Origin of the sequence: Paenibacillus thalictri (genome assembly GCF_004307995.1) — a bacterium.
Lineage (GTDB): Bacteria > Bacillota > Bacilli > Paenibacillales > NBRC-103111 > Paenibacillus_AF > Paenibacillus_AF thalictri.
Genome location: NZ_SIRE01000038.1, coordinates 43,957 through 60,177, shown reverse-complemented (window position 1 = coordinate 60,177; position 16,221 = coordinate 43,957). Strand labels below are relative to the sequence as shown.

Genomic DNA, 16,221 nt, shown 5'->3' with positions numbered 1-16,221 from the left:
CTTGCGATTGGTCATGCAAAGCAACTATAATTTAACTTGGGAATTTTTTTGCCACATTTGCTATCATACACGAATGATCTGCAAAGCGAAAGGAAGCCGGGCATCAAGTAAAACTTGAAGCCCCAGCAAGATTGGTGACCGCGCAAGCGGAAGTTTTTCTTGCGTGCAGAAAGTCGGCATAACAACAAACGCTGCAATGAACATCACTGCTTTCTGACACTACCAGGAAAGGACCGAGGCGAATGGCCAGAAAAATCAAATGGGTGCTGCTTACGTTTCTGCTGCTGGTGCTTGCAGTTATCGGTTATTACACTTATTATATCGTGCAGTTTGCCAACCACATTCAAAGCAAGCCAAACGACACGATGTTCCCCACGGTAAAAGTCAAAAACATTCAGAAATCGGAAACGTTCGCGCCGCCGAAATGGGAAGGTAAAGAACGTGTCAATGTGCTGCTGCTCGGCGGAGACTCGCGCGGGCTGAAGAAAAACGAAGTCCCCCGCTCCGATTCGATGATGGTGGCTTCGATCGATCCGGTTACGAAGAAATCGTACCTGTTTTCCATTTTGCGCGATACATATGTAAAGATTCCAAGCTACGGCGAGGACCGCATCAACACGGCGCTAGCCTTAGGCGGGCCTGATTTGGCGATGAAAACGGTCAGCGATCTGCTGGGCATTCCTATTCAATATTATGTCTATACGGACTTTGTCGGATTTATCGCGCTGGTTGACGCCATTGGCGGCATCGATCTCGATGTCGAAAAAAATATGAAATACAGCGATTCCGAAGACGATCACATTTACGATATCGATTTAAAAAAGGGCATGCAGCATATGAACGGCAAAACAGCGCTGCAATATGTCCGTTTCCGCCACGATGCGCTGAGCGATTTCGCACGTACGGAAAGACAGCGCAAGTTTTTGCAGGCGGTCGCGCAAAAGATGCAGACAACCTCTTCCCTGCTGAAGCTGCCCCGCATTCTGAGCAGCATCGATCCTTATATTGAAACAAATATCACGACCACCGACATGTTAAAGCTCGGTTCTCTGGCTTACGACGTCAAAGCCGACGGCATTGCCGGCGAGCAAATTCCGCCAACCGATCTGTTGGTGGAGAAAAATATCGGCGGGGCGGCGGTCATCTCAGCGGATAAAAACAAGCTGAAGGCCTACGTTCAGGATTTGTTGATCCGCGGACCGAAGACGGACAGCACCAAGCAAACGACCGCCCCTTCCGGGACCGGCAGCGTGACGGGAACACCGGCGACAAACAAAAAATAGCCTTATAGGCTTGCTGAACTTATCGGTATGGGAATATAATAAGCATCATAACCGACGGCTTTTCCCGCCGTGGAATCGCTTCTTAAGTTCACATCTTGTTTTTGCTAAAGGCAAGCCCGATCCTACATACTTGCCCTATAGGTGACGCCCATATGTATAAAGCCAATTCCGATCCCTACCCATTACCCGAAGGGCAGCTTCTAGCCTGGGTAAACTCGCAGCCTGGTATGACGTATACATTCAGCAAACAGGAAGAACGTTTTATTCATACCTTCCTGGGCGGACAACTTGCCATTCGGCTGGGTCTCGAACCTGAACAGGTCATTGGCCGCGCACTTGAACAATTTGTACCCGATACGCTGGCCAAAAGCCTGCTGCCGAATTACGAGCTTGCCTGGAGCGGCAAAGCTGCGTTATTTGTCGCGGAGCTTAACGGCATTTACTTTCAGGCTGCCTTGCAGCCTGTTTTTATCGATGGCGATGTGGTCCATGTGACCGCGACCGCCGTAGAAACGCAAGCGCGCCCTTCGGCATCTGCGGTTCCGGAGCGCGAACTGCCAAAGTCCGGCGTTTTTATATCCGGCGAACATGCGATTCACGAAGCCGAGACGGAGAAGCTGCTTACGGAGGAAATGATCCGCAGGTCGGATAAGCTGTCGGCGCTCGGGCAGATGGCCGCCGGCATCGCACATGAAATCCGGAACCCTTTAACGGCGCTGAAAGGTTTTGTACAGCTGCTGAAATCGCAGTCCCCGAATCACCCGATTTATTTCGAAATCATGTTATCCGAGCTGGAACGGATTAATTTTATCGTTACCGAGTTTATGAGGATGGCTAAACCGCAGACGGAATCGTTTCAACACCATGATCTTGCCGTCATTACCGAAAATATTGTATCGTTTATGAGCGCTCAGGCTATTCTTTATAATATAGAAATCAAAATGGTCCTCGAGCCGTCGCTGCCGCACATTTATTGCGATGAAAACCAGCTGAAGCAGGTATTTATCAATGTGCTGAAAAACGCGATCGAAGCGATGAGCGGCGGCGGTGTAATCGAATTCAAGATCAAACGCCAGCCCGGGGCCAAGCTTAAAATCGAAATTAGCGATCAAGGCCCCGGTATCCCCGAAGACCAGATCGCATTGCTCGGCAGCCCCTTCTTTACGACCAAAGAAGGCGGTACAGGGCTGGGCCTTATGGTAAGTTATCAAATCATAGAAAACCACAACGGCAAACTGTACATCACCAGCGAAGCCGATTCCGGTGCCACTGTACATATTGAGCTGCCGGAGTAAAAATCGGCATCCTCCCGCATGTCCGGCAGCAATTGATGGAGGTCCACACATGGATAAATTACATACGCATAACCGCAAGCGCTCCGAGCAGCTTTATGGAGAAGCGCTTGAACATATCGTCGGAGGGGTCAACAGCCCCTCCCGTTCTTTTAAGGCGGTCGGCGGCGGCGCGCCTGTTTTTATGAGCAGAGGGCAAGGCGCTTATTTCTGGGACACGGACGGCAACCGCTATATCGATTATTTGGCGGCTTATGGGCCGATCATCCTCGGCCATGCGCATCCGCATGTCACCGAAGCGATCTGCCGGGCGGCACAAACCGGTACGTTGTACGGGACGCCGACCGAGCTGGAAATTCATTTTGCCCGCATGCTGAAGGAAGCGATTCCGTCGCTGGATAAAGTGCGGTTCGTCAACAGCGGCACCGAAGCCGTCATGACGACCATTCGGGTTGCCAGAGCGTTCACCGGACGAAGCAAAATCATTAAATTCGCCGGCTGTTATCACGGCCACTCGGATCTGGTGCTCGTAGCGGCCGGTTCCGGCCCGTCTACGCTGGGCATTCCCGACAGCGCGGGCATTCCGGTATCGATCGCGCACGAGGTCATCACCGTGCCGTTCAACGATCCGGCGGCCCTGCAAGAAGCGCTGAACCGCTGGGGCAGCGATGTCGCAGCGGTTATGATCGAGCCGATCGTCGGCAATTTTGGCATGGTGATGCCGCAGCCGGGTTACTTGCAGGAGCTGTGCGCGGCCGCCCGCCGGAACGGCTCGCTGGTGATCTACGACGAAGTCATTACCGGCTTCCGCTTCCATTATGGAGCCGCGCAAACCTTCGCCGGACTGGCCGAGCAGGAAGCCGGGGAAGCAAGCAAGTTGTATCGCGAGATCGAACCCGATTTGACGGCGCTTGGCAAAATTATCGGCGGCGGCCTGCCGATCGGAGCTTATGGCGGCCGCAAGGAAGTGATGGAGCAGGTCGCTCCGCTGGGTCCGGCTTACCAAGCCGGTACGATGGCGGGCAATCCCGCCTCCATCGCCGCAGGCATCGCTTGTCTCGAAGCGCTCCGCGAGCCCGGTCTCTACGACCGGATGGACCGGATGGCCGCACGTCTGGCGGGCGGCCTTGGCGAGAGCGCGGCGCATTATGGAATTCCGCTGACGGTCAACCGGATCAAGGGTGCGTTCTCCACCCATTTTTGCCAGCACCCTGTCACCAATTACGATGAAGCCCAAGATACCGACGGCGAACAATTCGCCCGGTTTTTCCGCTTGATGCTGGACCGCGGCATCTGCCTCGCCCCTTCCAAATATGAAGCATGGTTCTTAACTTCCGCGCATACCGATCAGGATATCGACCTGACATTAGACGCCGCAAGGGACGCTTTTCGCGAAATGAACGAAAACAGATAAATAGGTTTTATCAGGATAATCACGAACTATTATCAGCCATTGATAATAGTTCGTTCGTCTTTCTAGAGCAGAAAATTTCGCCAATTTTCTACCTTTATTCACCAATATACACAAAAGATAGCGCTTACATGCGTGATAAATCCGTAAACTTCTATTGTATCCATGAGTTTTTCATGGTATTCTATATTTACTTTACACTTTTTTGAAAATCGGTATTTTATAAGGATTTCACGAAAAGACGGTCATGCCGTTCGCTTTTTACGGCAGAGGCCGCGTTATTTTTTTGTCTCCGATCCTGGGATGGACTGCAGGTAATATTCAGCGATAATGTATAATTATTCAATGTTTTCCTGTGTTGTAATTGAGTCCGTTTATACCCAAAAAGGACTGTTATAAATATTATAGGAGGTGACGGTCAGCCCGCTGACCAAACAAAATGAATGACGTAATGCGCAATGAAGGCCGTTTTCAACACTTGCTGTCCACTGAGCATGACAGCTGCGGAATCGTATGTATTATTGAAAAAGACGGATTCCCGTCCCGCGACAACATTCAAAAAACGATCGATGCCCTTGTGAAAATGGAACATCGTTCCGGTTTTATCAACGGCGAAGGCGACGGATGCGGAATTTTAACCGATATACCTAGAGCGCTTTGGGAAAGCAAGCTGACTGCAGCGGGCCTTGACGGCAAACTCGCGTACGATGGTCGGTTTTCGGTAGCACACATCTTCGTGCCGCGTAAGCTTGAACTGACCGTTGCTGAAATTCAACAGCACATTCGCGACATGTTCAAGCAGCAAGATGTTACTATTTTAATGGAACAGGAAAATCAAACCGACAGCAGCGTTCTCGGACCAAACGGTCTGAACGACGAGCCAACCTTCTGGCAGATCGCAGGCCTCTGCGAAAGACCGGACGTGAATGTCGCAGACCACTTATTCGAACTTCATATCGCTATCGAATCTCGCTTTTACGTGCACGTCGCTTCCTTAAGTAATGTCACAGCCGCTTATAAAGTGATGGGTGCAGCCTCGATCCTGCCCAAATATTTCAACGACACCCGCGACCCGCTATTCCAAGCTCAAGTCACGATCGGTCACAACCGTTACTCTACTAATACACAATCCAGTTTCTTCCGCGTTCAACCTTTCTCTCTGCTAGGACACAACGGCGAAATCAATACCGTCAAAAAGATGCGTTTGGAAGCCGATATGGTGGGCGTACCGCTTGTAGACGGCGGATCCGACTCCCAAGACATGAACCGCACCATTGAGACATTCATTCACCGCTTCGGCCTCAGCTTGTTTGAAGCAATGGAACTTGTATTTCCGCCGATTATTAATGAAATGAAGCAATTCCGTCCGGAACTTCAGGACTTATACGTTTATTTCCGTCAAATTTGGGGCCATTATGCTCAAGGTCCGGCCGGTATCGTCTCCCGATACGGCAATGAGTGCATTTTCAGCGTTGATGCGCTTGGTTTGCGTCCCGTATGGATGGTCGAAAGCGAAACTTCGCTGTATTTCTCCTCCGAGCAAGGCGTTATTACCGCCTCGGAAATGGTGGCCGATCCGAAACCGATCGCACCGGGCGAAAAAATCGGCATATTGCTGACACCAGGCGAGCATATTCAAGTGCTCCCGTACACCCGTGTACAAGAGCTTGCTCTTGAGCGCGCCAGCTCGCGTATCGATTTCCAAGGCATGCGCAAGCATTTGGCCGGCGACAAAAGCGGCTTGACCGACGTTGCCGTTCGCGAGGACGCGAAAATGGCCGACAATGTGTACAGCGCATTTGGCTGGGACCGCGACGGGATCACGATGATCGAAACAATGGCCGAAACCGGCGCGGAGCCGATCCGCTCGCTTGGACACGACAGCCCGCATGCCGCGCTGAACGTGGAACGCATCAACATTCCGGACTTTATTAAGGAAAGCGTTGCTGTCGTAACGAACCCGGCGATCGACCGCGACCGCGAGATGGAGCATTTCTCGACCCGGATCATTGTCGGACAGCGCCCTGTTATTTACGGCCAGCCTTCCGTCGGTCAACGTTTGGAGCTGCTCGGACCGCTTGTGCTTGAAGGTTCCAACGGGATCGACTCGGAACAAGAGATTGGCCAGATGTCCTTTGACCAATTGGTCGCATATTATTCCAATATAAGCGAGCAATCCGCCGCTGTGCTTTCGACGACGTATGCCCGCGGCACTTCCTTAGCGGCGGCGCTGGATAAACTGGCAGCCGATGCGATTGCGGCTGTTGAACAAGGCGCTCAACTGCTTGTGCTGGACGATGCCGGCGCTCACGAGAACGACCGCCTGTGGCTGGATCCGCATTTGGCCGTATCCAAGGTGGACATCGCGCTTCGCGGCGTGAAGCTTGGCTCGGGCGACAACCTGCGCCGCCACGCTTCCGTTGTACTTCGCAGCGCATCGATCCGCAGCCTGCATGATATCGCTGTCGCTTGCGGACTGGGCGCTGACATTATTTCGCCGTACGCGCTGTTTACCACCGCCGCTTCGGCACATGGCGCTTCAGCTGCACGTAAAGTACACTCCGCGCTCAGCAAAGGTTTGGAAAAAGTCATTTCGACGATCGGTACTCATGAGCTGCGCGGTTACACCCGTTTCTTCTCCGCGATCGGCCTGAAGCCGGAAGTGGCGGAAGTGCTTGATATCGTTAACTATTTAGGCAGCGAAAAAGGCGGCACCGGCTTTGCCGAGCTGGAAGCCGGCGCAGAAGCCCGTTACAACGATTTCACCAATGCCAAAGCCAAGGCGTCCCGCAACTTCCGCTTCTTCCAGCGTATGTGGAAGGCGCTCGGCGACGCAGCTTCAGGAACGGCGCCATACAGCGACTACCGCGATAAACTGCGCGAAGAAGAGAAGAAAAATCCGATTTCCATCCGTCACGTTGCGGATTTCAATTTTGCAAAAGCGTTGTCCGACGGACGTAAGCCGCTGGATCCGTCCCAAGTGGATATTGGAATCGACGGTTACTCCTTGCCGACGCTGATCTCCTCGATGTCGTTTGGCTCGCAGAACGAAACGGCTTTCCGCGCTTATGCCGAAGCCGGCGAACGCCTTAACATGGTATCGATGAACGGCGAAGGCGGCGAAATCAAAGACATGCTCGGCCGCTACAAACGGACCCGCGGCGCGCAAGTCGCATCCGGACGTTTCGGGGTCAATGTCGAGCTGGCGAACGCTGTCGCATTCCTTGAAATCAAAATCGGCCAAGGCGCAAAGCCGGGCGAAGGCGGTCACCTGCCTGGTTCGAAAGTTACGGCAAAAATCGCCGCGGCGCGTAATGCGACGATTGGCTCCGACTTGATCTCGCCATCCAACAACCACGATATTTATTCGATCGAGGACTTGGCGCAAATCATCTCCGAGCTGAAAGAAGCAAGCGGCCGTAAAGCGAAAATTATCGTTAAAGTGCCTATCGTACCGGGTATCGGCACCATCGCTGTCGGTGTTGCTAAAGCCGGCGCGGATGTCATCACCCTCTCCGGTTTCGACGGCGGTACGGGCGCTGCGCGGATTCATTCCATTACACATGTCGGCCTGCCGACGGAAATCGGCACCAAGCTCGCTCACGTCGCTTTGATCGAAGCCGGCCTGCGCCACAAAGTGGAATTGTGGTCCGACGGCGGTATGAAATCCGGCGCTGACGTTGTGAAAATGATTATGCTTGGGGCCAACCGTGTTGGTTTCGGCAGTATCGCAATGCAATCGATCGGCTGTACCACTTGCCGCGGCTGTCACCTTGACACCTGTCACGTAGGTATCGCTACGCAAATCGACTCGATGGAAGAAGCCGAAGAAAAAGGATTGCGCCGTTTCGTGCCTCGCGTGTACGACACTGCTGTTGAAAGCCTTGTTCGTTTGTTCTCCGGCATCGGCGAAGAAACCCGTGAAATCGTGGCGCAGCTTGGCTTTAAACAACTTCAAGAGCTGGTCGGACGTTCCGATCTGCTGGAGCAAACGAGCCACCTTGAAAAAATCGATCTTTCCGATATTTTGCGTCCGGCTCCGCTTGAGTTTGTTTCTAAGGAGCAATCGCTGGCCGAAAGCGAAGCAGCCGTCGCCTCCTCTGATATCAAAATCGCTGCAGGCGCGGAAGGACAACAGTTCTTCCCGGATTCGCTTGATTGGAACAGCGCCGTTGAGCGCAACTGGACAAAAGTCGATGCCGAATCGCGCATTATCGGCAGCCGCTTCTCCAGCCATCGCGTACGCGACCGTTTCGACGGCAGCTACGACAGCTTGCCTGAAGCTCGCCTGACGCTTAACGATTCCGTTCCGGGCAACGGCCTTGGGGCCTTCAACGCCAGAGGCGTGAACATTACCGTTCACGGCGGCGCAGAGGACGGCGTAGGCAAGATGTCGCTCGGCGGTAAAGTCGCCATCTTGAAAGCACCGGGCAAAAACAAACAGTACATCAACGGTTCCGTTGGTAAATCGTTTGGTTACGGCGCGCAAAAAGGCTTGTTCCTGATTCAAGGCGGCGCAGACTCCCGCGCATGCATTCGTTTCTCCGGCGCCGATGTCGTATTCGGCGGCGAAGTAACGACACCGCTGCGCGACGAGCTCGGCAGTATTGCCAGCCGCGCTAACCTGAAGGGCTTTGCTTTCGAATACATGACAAACGGCCGTGCCGTCGTTATGGGCGATCCGGGCCCATGGATTTGCGCGGGTATGACCGGCGGCGTTATTTACCAACGCATTGCTCCTGAGATGGGGCTTGACGAAGCGGCTATCAACCGCCGTATCGCCAAAGGCGCTAAAGTCAAAGTCGAGAAAATCGGGCAATCCAGTATTCGCGACTTGAACGAGCTGCTTGGCGCATACCGCGACGAGCTTGCTATCTCCGGTCAATCGGAAGCAGCGGCTAAGATCGAGCACCTGCTCTCCGATCTGGAAAGCAACTTTGTGCGGATCGCACCGGTTCATCTGCAAGCCGATCAATCGGTAGCTACCGAATAATCGAATACGTCATATGGACTATAACCCCTTGAGAGCTCGTAACCGAGCTCCAGGGGTTTTTTTCATGCGAAATTTGTCACTTTAAGGCAGGAAACCGGACATCAGGAACCGAACACATTAAAGACGAGTACGTCAATGCCTCTTAAGGAGAAATAAATGAAGACCAACCGCTGGTTTTATCGAATGCTCTTATCGTATTTGCCGGTGTTCCTTGTCTCCATTACGCTTGTCATGGTGCTGTCTTTAGCGTCGCTTGGGATTGTCTCCAAAAGAATGGCTCTGAAGATGAACGAAGCTTATACCAACTATGCCATGGAAGTAATAGACGGTACCCTGCATTCCATTGAACAGCTGATCTACAAGGAGATCGAAACCAACTCCAAGCTGAAGCAGTTTTTTTACCACTCCCAATGGGATAATACTTACTATACGATCCGCGAGCCCTCCCAGAAAATGCTGGAAATCATTACAACTATTCCAATGATCGATTCCATCTATTTAATTCGCATCGACGACAACACCGTGTTAAGTCAGAACATGTCCTCCTCCCTGGATCAGTTCGGGGATAAAGCATTTATAGAATCGATGATCGGGCGAAATTTCCCTGAGCTATGGACTTCCCGCAGAACGTTCTCCGAATTCCCCGGACAGGAGAAGCAGAAAACCGTCGTTTCCCTTGTCAAACGGGTTCCGCAAATATCCGGCGGTCAAGGAATGGTCGTCGTGAATGTCAACACGGATGAAATTGAGAAAATCATTGCCGGACTGACGCATTCGGACACCGTGTATTTCAAACTGGCCGATGGAGACGGCCATCTTCTGAACAGCAGCGGAGCCGCCGGAGATCTGCCTGCGGAAACCGCCGAAGCAGCCAAGACGCTTTCCAAAGTGAAGTCCGATTATACGGGCTGGGAAATATACAGCGGTCTCAAAAATGCAGGGCAGTTCGACTTTGTCATTCGATCGACCTACATATCGGGATTGGCCGGCATCGCCGCTCTGGTCATCGGTATGGTCTGGATTATTATCGTAACCAGGCGCAATTACAAGCCAATCGAGTCGATAACTGCGCGTATCCAGGCTTATATCGATGAAAAAAACGGCTCGCCGCTGGAATCGCCGCAAAAAGACGAATTTCAGTTTATCGAATCGACAATGGACCGGATGATCGAACAATCCCACCGCCATATGGCGGAACAGCAAAAATATATGTCGCTGAAAAGACAAAGCGATATCCGTCACTTGTTTGAAGGTGGCGAGCGGCTTCCTATTGAAGAATGGCGCACATCCGGCATATGGAACCCGGCTTGGGAACAAGGAAGCTCCATTGTTGCGTTAGTCGAAATCGACCATGCGTATACGTTTAACCGCACTTATTCGGGGCAGGACAAGCTGCTTTTCAAATTCGCCTTAGCAAATGTACTGAAAGAGATCGCCGAAACCCGCTTCAGCGAAGTATGGGCGGAATGGATTACGGACCGGTGCTTAGGGGCCGTCTATTTCGGGCCAAACGGAAACGGCAGCACGATCTTCTCGGAGCAATGCGCGGCCATGCAGGAACAATTGCGCGAGTGGACGGCGAACAACCTGCCATTCACTGTTACAATTGCGATCGGCGAAGCCGTATCTTCCCTCTCTGAGATTCCAGCTTCCTATTCCGCGGCGCAAAAAGCACTGAGCTACAAAGCGTCGTTAGGCTGTAATCGCCTCATTAACCACGGGGTCAACAACGGAAATACGGCCGGAGAGGTTTACGAGCATCTGCAGACGATCCGTACCATAGCCCGCTCCTTTATGCTCGGAGAAGCTTGGCGAGACGATCTGACACGATTGTTCGAGCAGCTTGGCGGCGGCATGTTCTCCAATGAAGATTTCCGCAGCTTGGCCGATTATTTTCAGTATCACATCCGCATGGAAGTCATGAAGCTGCCGGAAGAATATCAAGCCGTCTGGCAGCAGGTATACAGTGCGCAGCTCACCGAGCTGCTGGAGCAAAGCGAATCGTTTGGCGAGCTGCTGCCCACACTCGAGTCGCTTCTGGAAGCCGCTCACCAGGAACTGGCGCTCTTACGAGAAAGCCGCGGCAAATTTGCCTTGAGCCGTAAAATGCGCGCGTATATTGACGAACATTTCAGCAATCCCGATTTGTCACTTGTGCATTTAAGCGAAGCGTTTGGCGTATCCTCAAAATATGTGAGCCAGCTGTTTAAGGAGGAAAACGGCGAGAACTTCGTCGATTACTTGGCCTACGTCCGGATGGAGAAAGCCAAACGCCTCCTAGTGGAAACGGACATGAAGGTGCAGGATATCTCCGCCGAGGTCGGTTATATGCATACATTTTCCTTCACCCGTGTCTTCAAGAAAACGGTGGGTATGACTCCCGGCGAATATCGCAAGCAGCGGGAAGGATAAGTGTGCCTTGCGGAAAAAGGTGCTTCGGGAGGGGGTTGCCCTCCCTTTTTGCTGTTTATAGGAAAATGGTGCGGCGCCGGATTCATGTGCGTTGACCACACGCCCTGCCGTCCTGTACATTGAAAACGAATCGGGCCCGAATTTTTATTACCCCTGAACGAATGGAGGCTGAAACGCGAGTAGATGAATACGGCTCAGCAAGTTCAACATGCCCTGCAAACAAGTCATCGCATCTCGGCTCGCAGGCGGAGATTCCGTCAAAACCTGCCCCTGCTGCTGCTTTTCCTGCCGGTCGCCGCCTATTTTATCATCTTTAAATATTTGCCGATGACCGGTCTCATCATTGCTTTCAAAAACTACAACTTCGCCGACGGAATATGGGGAAGCCCTTGGGCGGGCACCGCTCATTTCGACCAGCTGTTCAGCACGCCGAAAACATTGGATGTAATCAAGAATACTCTGATGCTCAGCTTACTGAACATCTTTGTCAGCTTCCCCTTTCCGGTTATCCTGGCCATTTTGCTTTACGAGGTCAAACAGCTGTGGTTCAAAAAAACGGTGCAGACACTCGTCTACCTCCCCCATTTCCTTTCCTGGGTGATCATCGGGGGCATGGTGATGACGATTTTCTCCCAACAGTCCAGCTTTCTGAATTATTGGATTGAACGATGGGCGGGCAGCCCTTATCCATTCTTGTACAAAGAACTGTCCTGGATCGGCATATATCTCGGGTCCGGAATCTGGAAGGAAGCCGGATGGAGCGCCATCATTTATTTAGCGGCATTAACCTCCATTGATCCCAGTTTATATGAAGCCGCGAGCATCGACGGGGCCGGCAAGTTTAAAAAGATATGGCATATTACCCTTCCCGGCATCAGCTCGGTCATCGTGCTCATGTTTATTTTATCCATCGGCAAATTGATGGATGTCGGATTCGATCATATCTTCGTGCTGCAAAACAAAAGTGTGATGAATGTCGCCGATGTCATTAGCACCTACATCTATCGGACCGGCTTGCTTGGAGCCAAGTTCAGCCAAACGACAGCGCTCGGATTGTTCGAATCCGTTGTGGGACTTATTCTCGTATTGGCCGCCAACAAGATTGCCAGAATGTTTGACCGCGGGCTTTGGTGAGTAACAAGAAGGAGCGTATCCGATGAAAGACACAAAAGGCGAGAAGCTGTTTTTTGTATTCAATTACTTCATGTTATGTATCGTCGGTTTGAGCTGTCTGCTGCCGCTGATTCATACCTTATCCGTATCATTAAGCGATGCGCACGCCGTCCGATCGGGATTTGTCTCTTTATGGCCGTCGGGTTTCTCGCTTGAATCGTATAAATCGCTGATCAGCGGCACTCCGGTTGTGCGTGCGTTCCAGAACAGCCTCCTGATCACCGTTGTCGGGGTCGTGCTGAGCATGGTGTTCACCGTGATGGCAGCTTATCCGCTGGCCCGCAAAAGTTTTTATCTCCGGCGTTTTTTGACGCTGGCCATCGTATTTACGATGTTGTTCTCCGGAGGGATCATCCCGACCTTCCTGCTCATTAAGGAATTGGGGCTGATCAATTCGTATTGGTCGATTTGGCTGCCGGGACTGGTCAGCGCCTACAACATGCTTGTACTGAAAAGCTTTCTAGAGAACATACCGGCCGAGATCGAAGAGGCCGCCCGGATCGACGGCTGCAGCGAGCTGGGGCTGTTGACCCGCATCGTACTCCCTTTATCCTTGCCGGTTATTGCGGCGCTGACTTTATTTTACGGCGTTCATTATTGGAACATCTTTATGTCCGTCCTGCTTTATATTCAGAACGTGGAAATGCACAATTTAACCGTTATGGTACAGCAGATGGTGAACAGCCAGTCGCTGCTCATCGAAATCAACAAGCAGCAGCCGGACGACTTAAGCGACATCACGCCGGAAGGGATCAAATCGGCCGGAATTATCGTTATGGTGCTGCCTATGCTGATCGTATACCCTTTGCTGCAGAAGTATTTTGTCAAAGGCGTCATGATCGGAGCGATCAAAGGTTAATCGGTACCGCAATCACAAGGAGGGGTTCATATGAGAAAAAACATCGCCATCAAGTGGGTGCCGTCGGCGCTGACCGTTGGTGTCGCCATCGGTCTTGTTGTTACCGGCTGCTCGCAAGCCGGGCCGGGCAGTCCGAAAGCGGGCGAAACCTCAGGGAAAAATGAGCAGAAGGCGGAAGCGAAACGCGGCAAGCTCAGCGTCTCGATTTACGATCAAGGGCAAATTCCCGCCGAGGAAGGAACACCGCAAAAAAACCGCTGGGCGACCTGGGTGAATGAAAAAGGGCCGGTTGATGTATCGTATGTGCCTGTCGCCCGCCGGGAATCGACGCAAATTTTCAATACGATGTTTGCTTCGGGCACCGCGCCGGATCTGGTTATCGAATACGATGATATATACCGCAACAGCCTGTACACGCAGAAGCAGTTGATGCCGCTGGACGACGTGATTGACAAATACAGCACCGAATACAAAAAGCTGATGCAGGAATATCCGATGCTGAAAAAACTCGGGACCAAACCGGACGGCAAAATATACGAAATCGGCCGTGTGCAAAAAATGGTCACCAACCACGTCATGTTCATCCGCACGGATTGGCTGAAAAAGCTGAACCTGGAAATCCCGAAGACAACCGATGACTTTTATAAAGTAGCCAAAGCGTTCGCCGAGCAAGATCCCGACGGCAACGGCAAAAAGGATACCTTCGGGACAAGCCTGAGCTTCATGAGCGGTGAGAACATCCGGGAAATGTTCGGCGACGTCGGCTGGGTCGTCAAAGACGGCCAGCTGGTGCGCGATTGGGAACGGATCAAGGAGCATACCGCGTTCCGCAAAAAGTTGTACGATGAAGGCCTTGTCGACAAAGACTTTCTGGCCGACAAAAACGGCGCCAAAACGGAAAAGGACTGGGTGAACGGCAAGCTGGGCATTTTCGGCATCCAGAACGGCGTCAAAAGCACGGGCTACAAAGTATTCGAAGCGTTCAAGAAAAACAATCCCGAGGCGTCAATCATCCCTATCGAGCTGCCGAAAAGCCCGTTTGGCCAGTTCAGTCCGTATTTGGAGCCTGCGGTTCGTATGGTCGCCGCGGTTAACGCGAAAGCAAAAGATCCCGAGGCCGTCATGAAATACATCGATTTCATGATCACTCCGTCCACGATGAATACGATCAAATACGGCATTGAAGGCACTCATTCCAAAAAAGGACCCGACGGCTGTTATGTGCCGATGGACGATGAGAAATATAAAAAAGAGGTCGTATGGAATCAGTATTTCCAAGGTTTCTTCCCTTCCGTCAGAGAAGGAGACTGCGGTTCTTTCGAGAAGTCGCTTGACCCGAACAAACCGATCAACAAAGAGTTCATCAGCTTCGTTCCAATTGCGGAGAAAGCTTATCTGTCCAAGGAGCGGCCGATTCCGGATGTTACCTCGAAATTTTACTGGCCGTCGGTTCCGCAGGACATCAGTACGGTGGAAACAACCTTGTCCGATGCCATCAGCGAATTAATGATCAAAGCGGTCGTCAGCGGCTCTTCCTACAGCGTGGAGCAGGCCATTCAGGAAGCCAAGACCAACTGGGAGAAAGGCGGCGGCAAAAAGGTCGAGGAATGGTACCAGAAGTGGTATGCGGACAACAAAAACACCGCATTATTTACTAAAGATTTGTACGAAAAATAACATCAAGGAGTTGTCCATGCTGCAGCAACCGTTTCTATTTGCGGCCGCGGGCCAATCTCTGATCAAGAAGGATATGCGGGAGCATATGTCCGCAGTCGATTGCAAAGAAATCATCAGCATGTTACAAGCAGCAGATTTGTCCTTTACCAATTTTGAAGGAACGATTCAAGGCAGCTATGGCGGGTGGCCGACCAAAACCTCCGCTTTTGCCGCCTCGTCCCCTTCTGTGCTGGACACGCTGCAGGCATTCGGCTTCAACATGCTTTCCCTTTGCAATAACCATTCCTTCGATTTGGGGCCTGGCGGCATATTATCGACATTGGAAGAAATGCACAAACACCCGTTCCTTCACGCGGGCATCGGCGTCAATATGGCTGAAGCCTCGCGTGTGCGGCACAAATCGTTCGGCAAGGGCCGTGTCGCCCTTGCCGCAATCGATTTCGGCCCGCAGGCCGAGTATGTTTATGCCTTTGACGGGAACGGAGCGATCCCCTCCCGTCCCGGCAATAACAGGCAGCTTATAGCGATGAGCAGCGGGCGTCCGCTTCCCGACGCACAGGATATGCAGCGCCATTTGGACGGCATTCGGAAGGCTTCCGGGCAAGCGGACTTTGTGGCCGTTTACGCGCACAGCCATCACTGGGAGCAGGAGATGGAGATGACTCCCGACTGGATGCAAGCTTACGCGCACAGTTGTATAGATGCCGGCGCAAACATCTTTATATGTCACGGCACCCCGGTGCTTCAAGGAATGGAAGTATATAAAGAGAGGCCGATTTTTTACGGCCTGGGCAATTTTATCTTCCATACGTATCAACCGGCACGATGGCTTGAGCGAACGGGCACGAAAGCATGGGAAAGCGTTATTGTGCAATGCCGGTTTCATGCCGACGGCAATTTGCTTGGTATCACTTGCTTGCCGATCGCTGTAGGAGGCTTACCTGCCGAAGCTGCGGACGCCGCTTATTCCTATAGCGCCCCTCCCCGGCTTATGTCCGGCAGCGCAGCCGAACGGACGTTGGAGCGTTTTTCCGCCTTATCCGCCAAGTTCGGCGTCCAGGTGGAGCCCATTGACGGTAAAGCTGAAGTGCGTTGGTCGTAGCGTATGTAACTGCAAGAGG

Annotated in this window: 9 protein-coding genes; all 9 read left to right on the top strand. The window is 52.3% G+C overall.

Features of this window, described 5'->3' with window-relative positions; all coding sequences use genetic code 11:
* The first annotated feature begins 242 nt into the window (after positions 1–242).
* The 9 genes from EYB31_RS36065 to EYB31_RS36025 all read left to right on the top strand — a co-directional run bounded on the left by EYB31_RS36065 (position 243) and on the right by EYB31_RS36025 (position 16,202).
* Positions 243–1,283, top strand: a complete 1,041-nt coding sequence (locus EYB31_RS36065; protein WP_131018411.1) for an LCP family protein — start codon at positions 243–245, stop codon at positions 1,281–1,283.
* Between the two features lie 227 nt (positions 1,284–1,510).
* The gene (locus tag EYB31_RS36060; protein WP_165452796.1) at positions 1,511–2,578 is read left to right on the top strand and encodes an ATP-binding protein; all 1,068 of its coding nucleotides are present in this window, start codon (positions 1,511–1,513) and stop codon (positions 2,576–2,578) included.
* Positions 2,579–2,627: 49 nt separating this feature from the next.
* Complete coding sequence (locus tag EYB31_RS36055; protein WP_131018409.1) at positions 2,628–3,989, top strand: glutamate-1-semialdehyde 2,1-aminomutase; 1,362 nt, start codon at positions 2,628–2,630, stop codon at positions 3,987–3,989.
* Between the two features lie 436 nt (positions 3,990–4,425).
* On the top strand, positions 4,426–8,979 hold the full coding sequence (locus EYB31_RS36050; protein ID WP_240763186.1) for a glutamate synthase-related protein: 4,554 nt from the start codon (positions 4,426–4,428) through the stop codon (positions 8,977–8,979).
* Between the two features lie 156 nt (positions 8,980–9,135).
* A complete protein-coding gene (locus tag EYB31_RS36045) occupies positions 9,136–11,391 on the top strand; it encodes a helix-turn-helix domain-containing protein (protein WP_131018408.1) in 2,256 nt (751 codons plus the stop codon).
* 183 nt (positions 11,392–11,574) lie between these two features.
* Positions 11,575–12,525, top strand: a complete 951-nt coding sequence (locus tag EYB31_RS36040; RefSeq protein ID WP_131018407.1) for an ABC transporter permease — start codon at positions 11,575–11,577, stop codon at positions 12,523–12,525.
* 22 nt (positions 12,526–12,547) lie between these two features.
* On the top strand, positions 12,548–13,423 hold the full coding sequence (locus tag EYB31_RS36035) for a carbohydrate ABC transporter permease (RefSeq protein WP_131018406.1): 876 nt from the start codon (positions 12,548–12,550) through the stop codon (positions 13,421–13,423).
* Positions 13,424–13,453: 30 nt separating this feature from the next.
* The gene (locus EYB31_RS36030; protein ID WP_131018405.1) at positions 13,454–15,100 is read left to right on the top strand and encodes an extracellular solute-binding protein; all 1,647 of its coding nucleotides are present in this window, start codon (positions 13,454–13,456) and stop codon (positions 15,098–15,100) included.
* A gap of 16 nt (positions 15,101–15,116) precedes the next feature.
* Positions 15,117–16,202 (top strand): CapA family protein, encoded by a 1,086-nt coding sequence (locus EYB31_RS36025; RefSeq protein ID WP_131018404.1) that lies wholly within the window; start codon positions 15,117–15,119, stop codon positions 16,200–16,202.
* The last annotated feature ends 19 nt before the right edge of the window (positions 16,203–16,221 follow it).

Coding starts and splice junctions, on each gene's coding strand:
- EYB31_RS36065 (WP_131018411.1), top strand. CDS start 243: ATGGCCAGAAAAATCAAATGGGTGCTGCTTACGTTTCTGCTGCTGGTG.
- EYB31_RS36060 (WP_165452796.1), top strand. CDS start 1,511: ATGACGTATACATTCAGCAAACAGGAAGAACGTTTTATTCATACCTTC.
- EYB31_RS36055 (WP_131018409.1), top strand. CDS start 2,628: ATGGATAAATTACATACGCATAACCGCAAGCGCTCCGAGCAGCTTTAT.
- EYB31_RS36050 (WP_240763186.1), top strand. CDS start 4,426: ATGAATGACGTAATGCGCAATGAAGGCCGTTTTCAACACTTGCTGTCC.
- EYB31_RS36045 (WP_131018408.1), top strand. CDS start 9,136: ATGAAGACCAACCGCTGGTTTTATCGAATGCTCTTATCGTATTTGCCG.
- EYB31_RS36040 (WP_131018407.1), top strand. CDS start 11,575: ATGAATACGGCTCAGCAAGTTCAACATGCCCTGCAAACAAGTCATCGC.
- EYB31_RS36035 (WP_131018406.1), top strand. CDS start 12,548: ATGAAAGACACAAAAGGCGAGAAGCTGTTTTTTGTATTCAATTACTTC.
- EYB31_RS36030 (WP_131018405.1), top strand. CDS start 13,454: ATGAGAAAAAACATCGCCATCAAGTGGGTGCCGTCGGCGCTGACCGTT.
- EYB31_RS36025 (WP_131018404.1), top strand. CDS start 15,117: ATGCTGCAGCAACCGTTTCTATTTGCGGCCGCGGGCCAATCTCTGATC.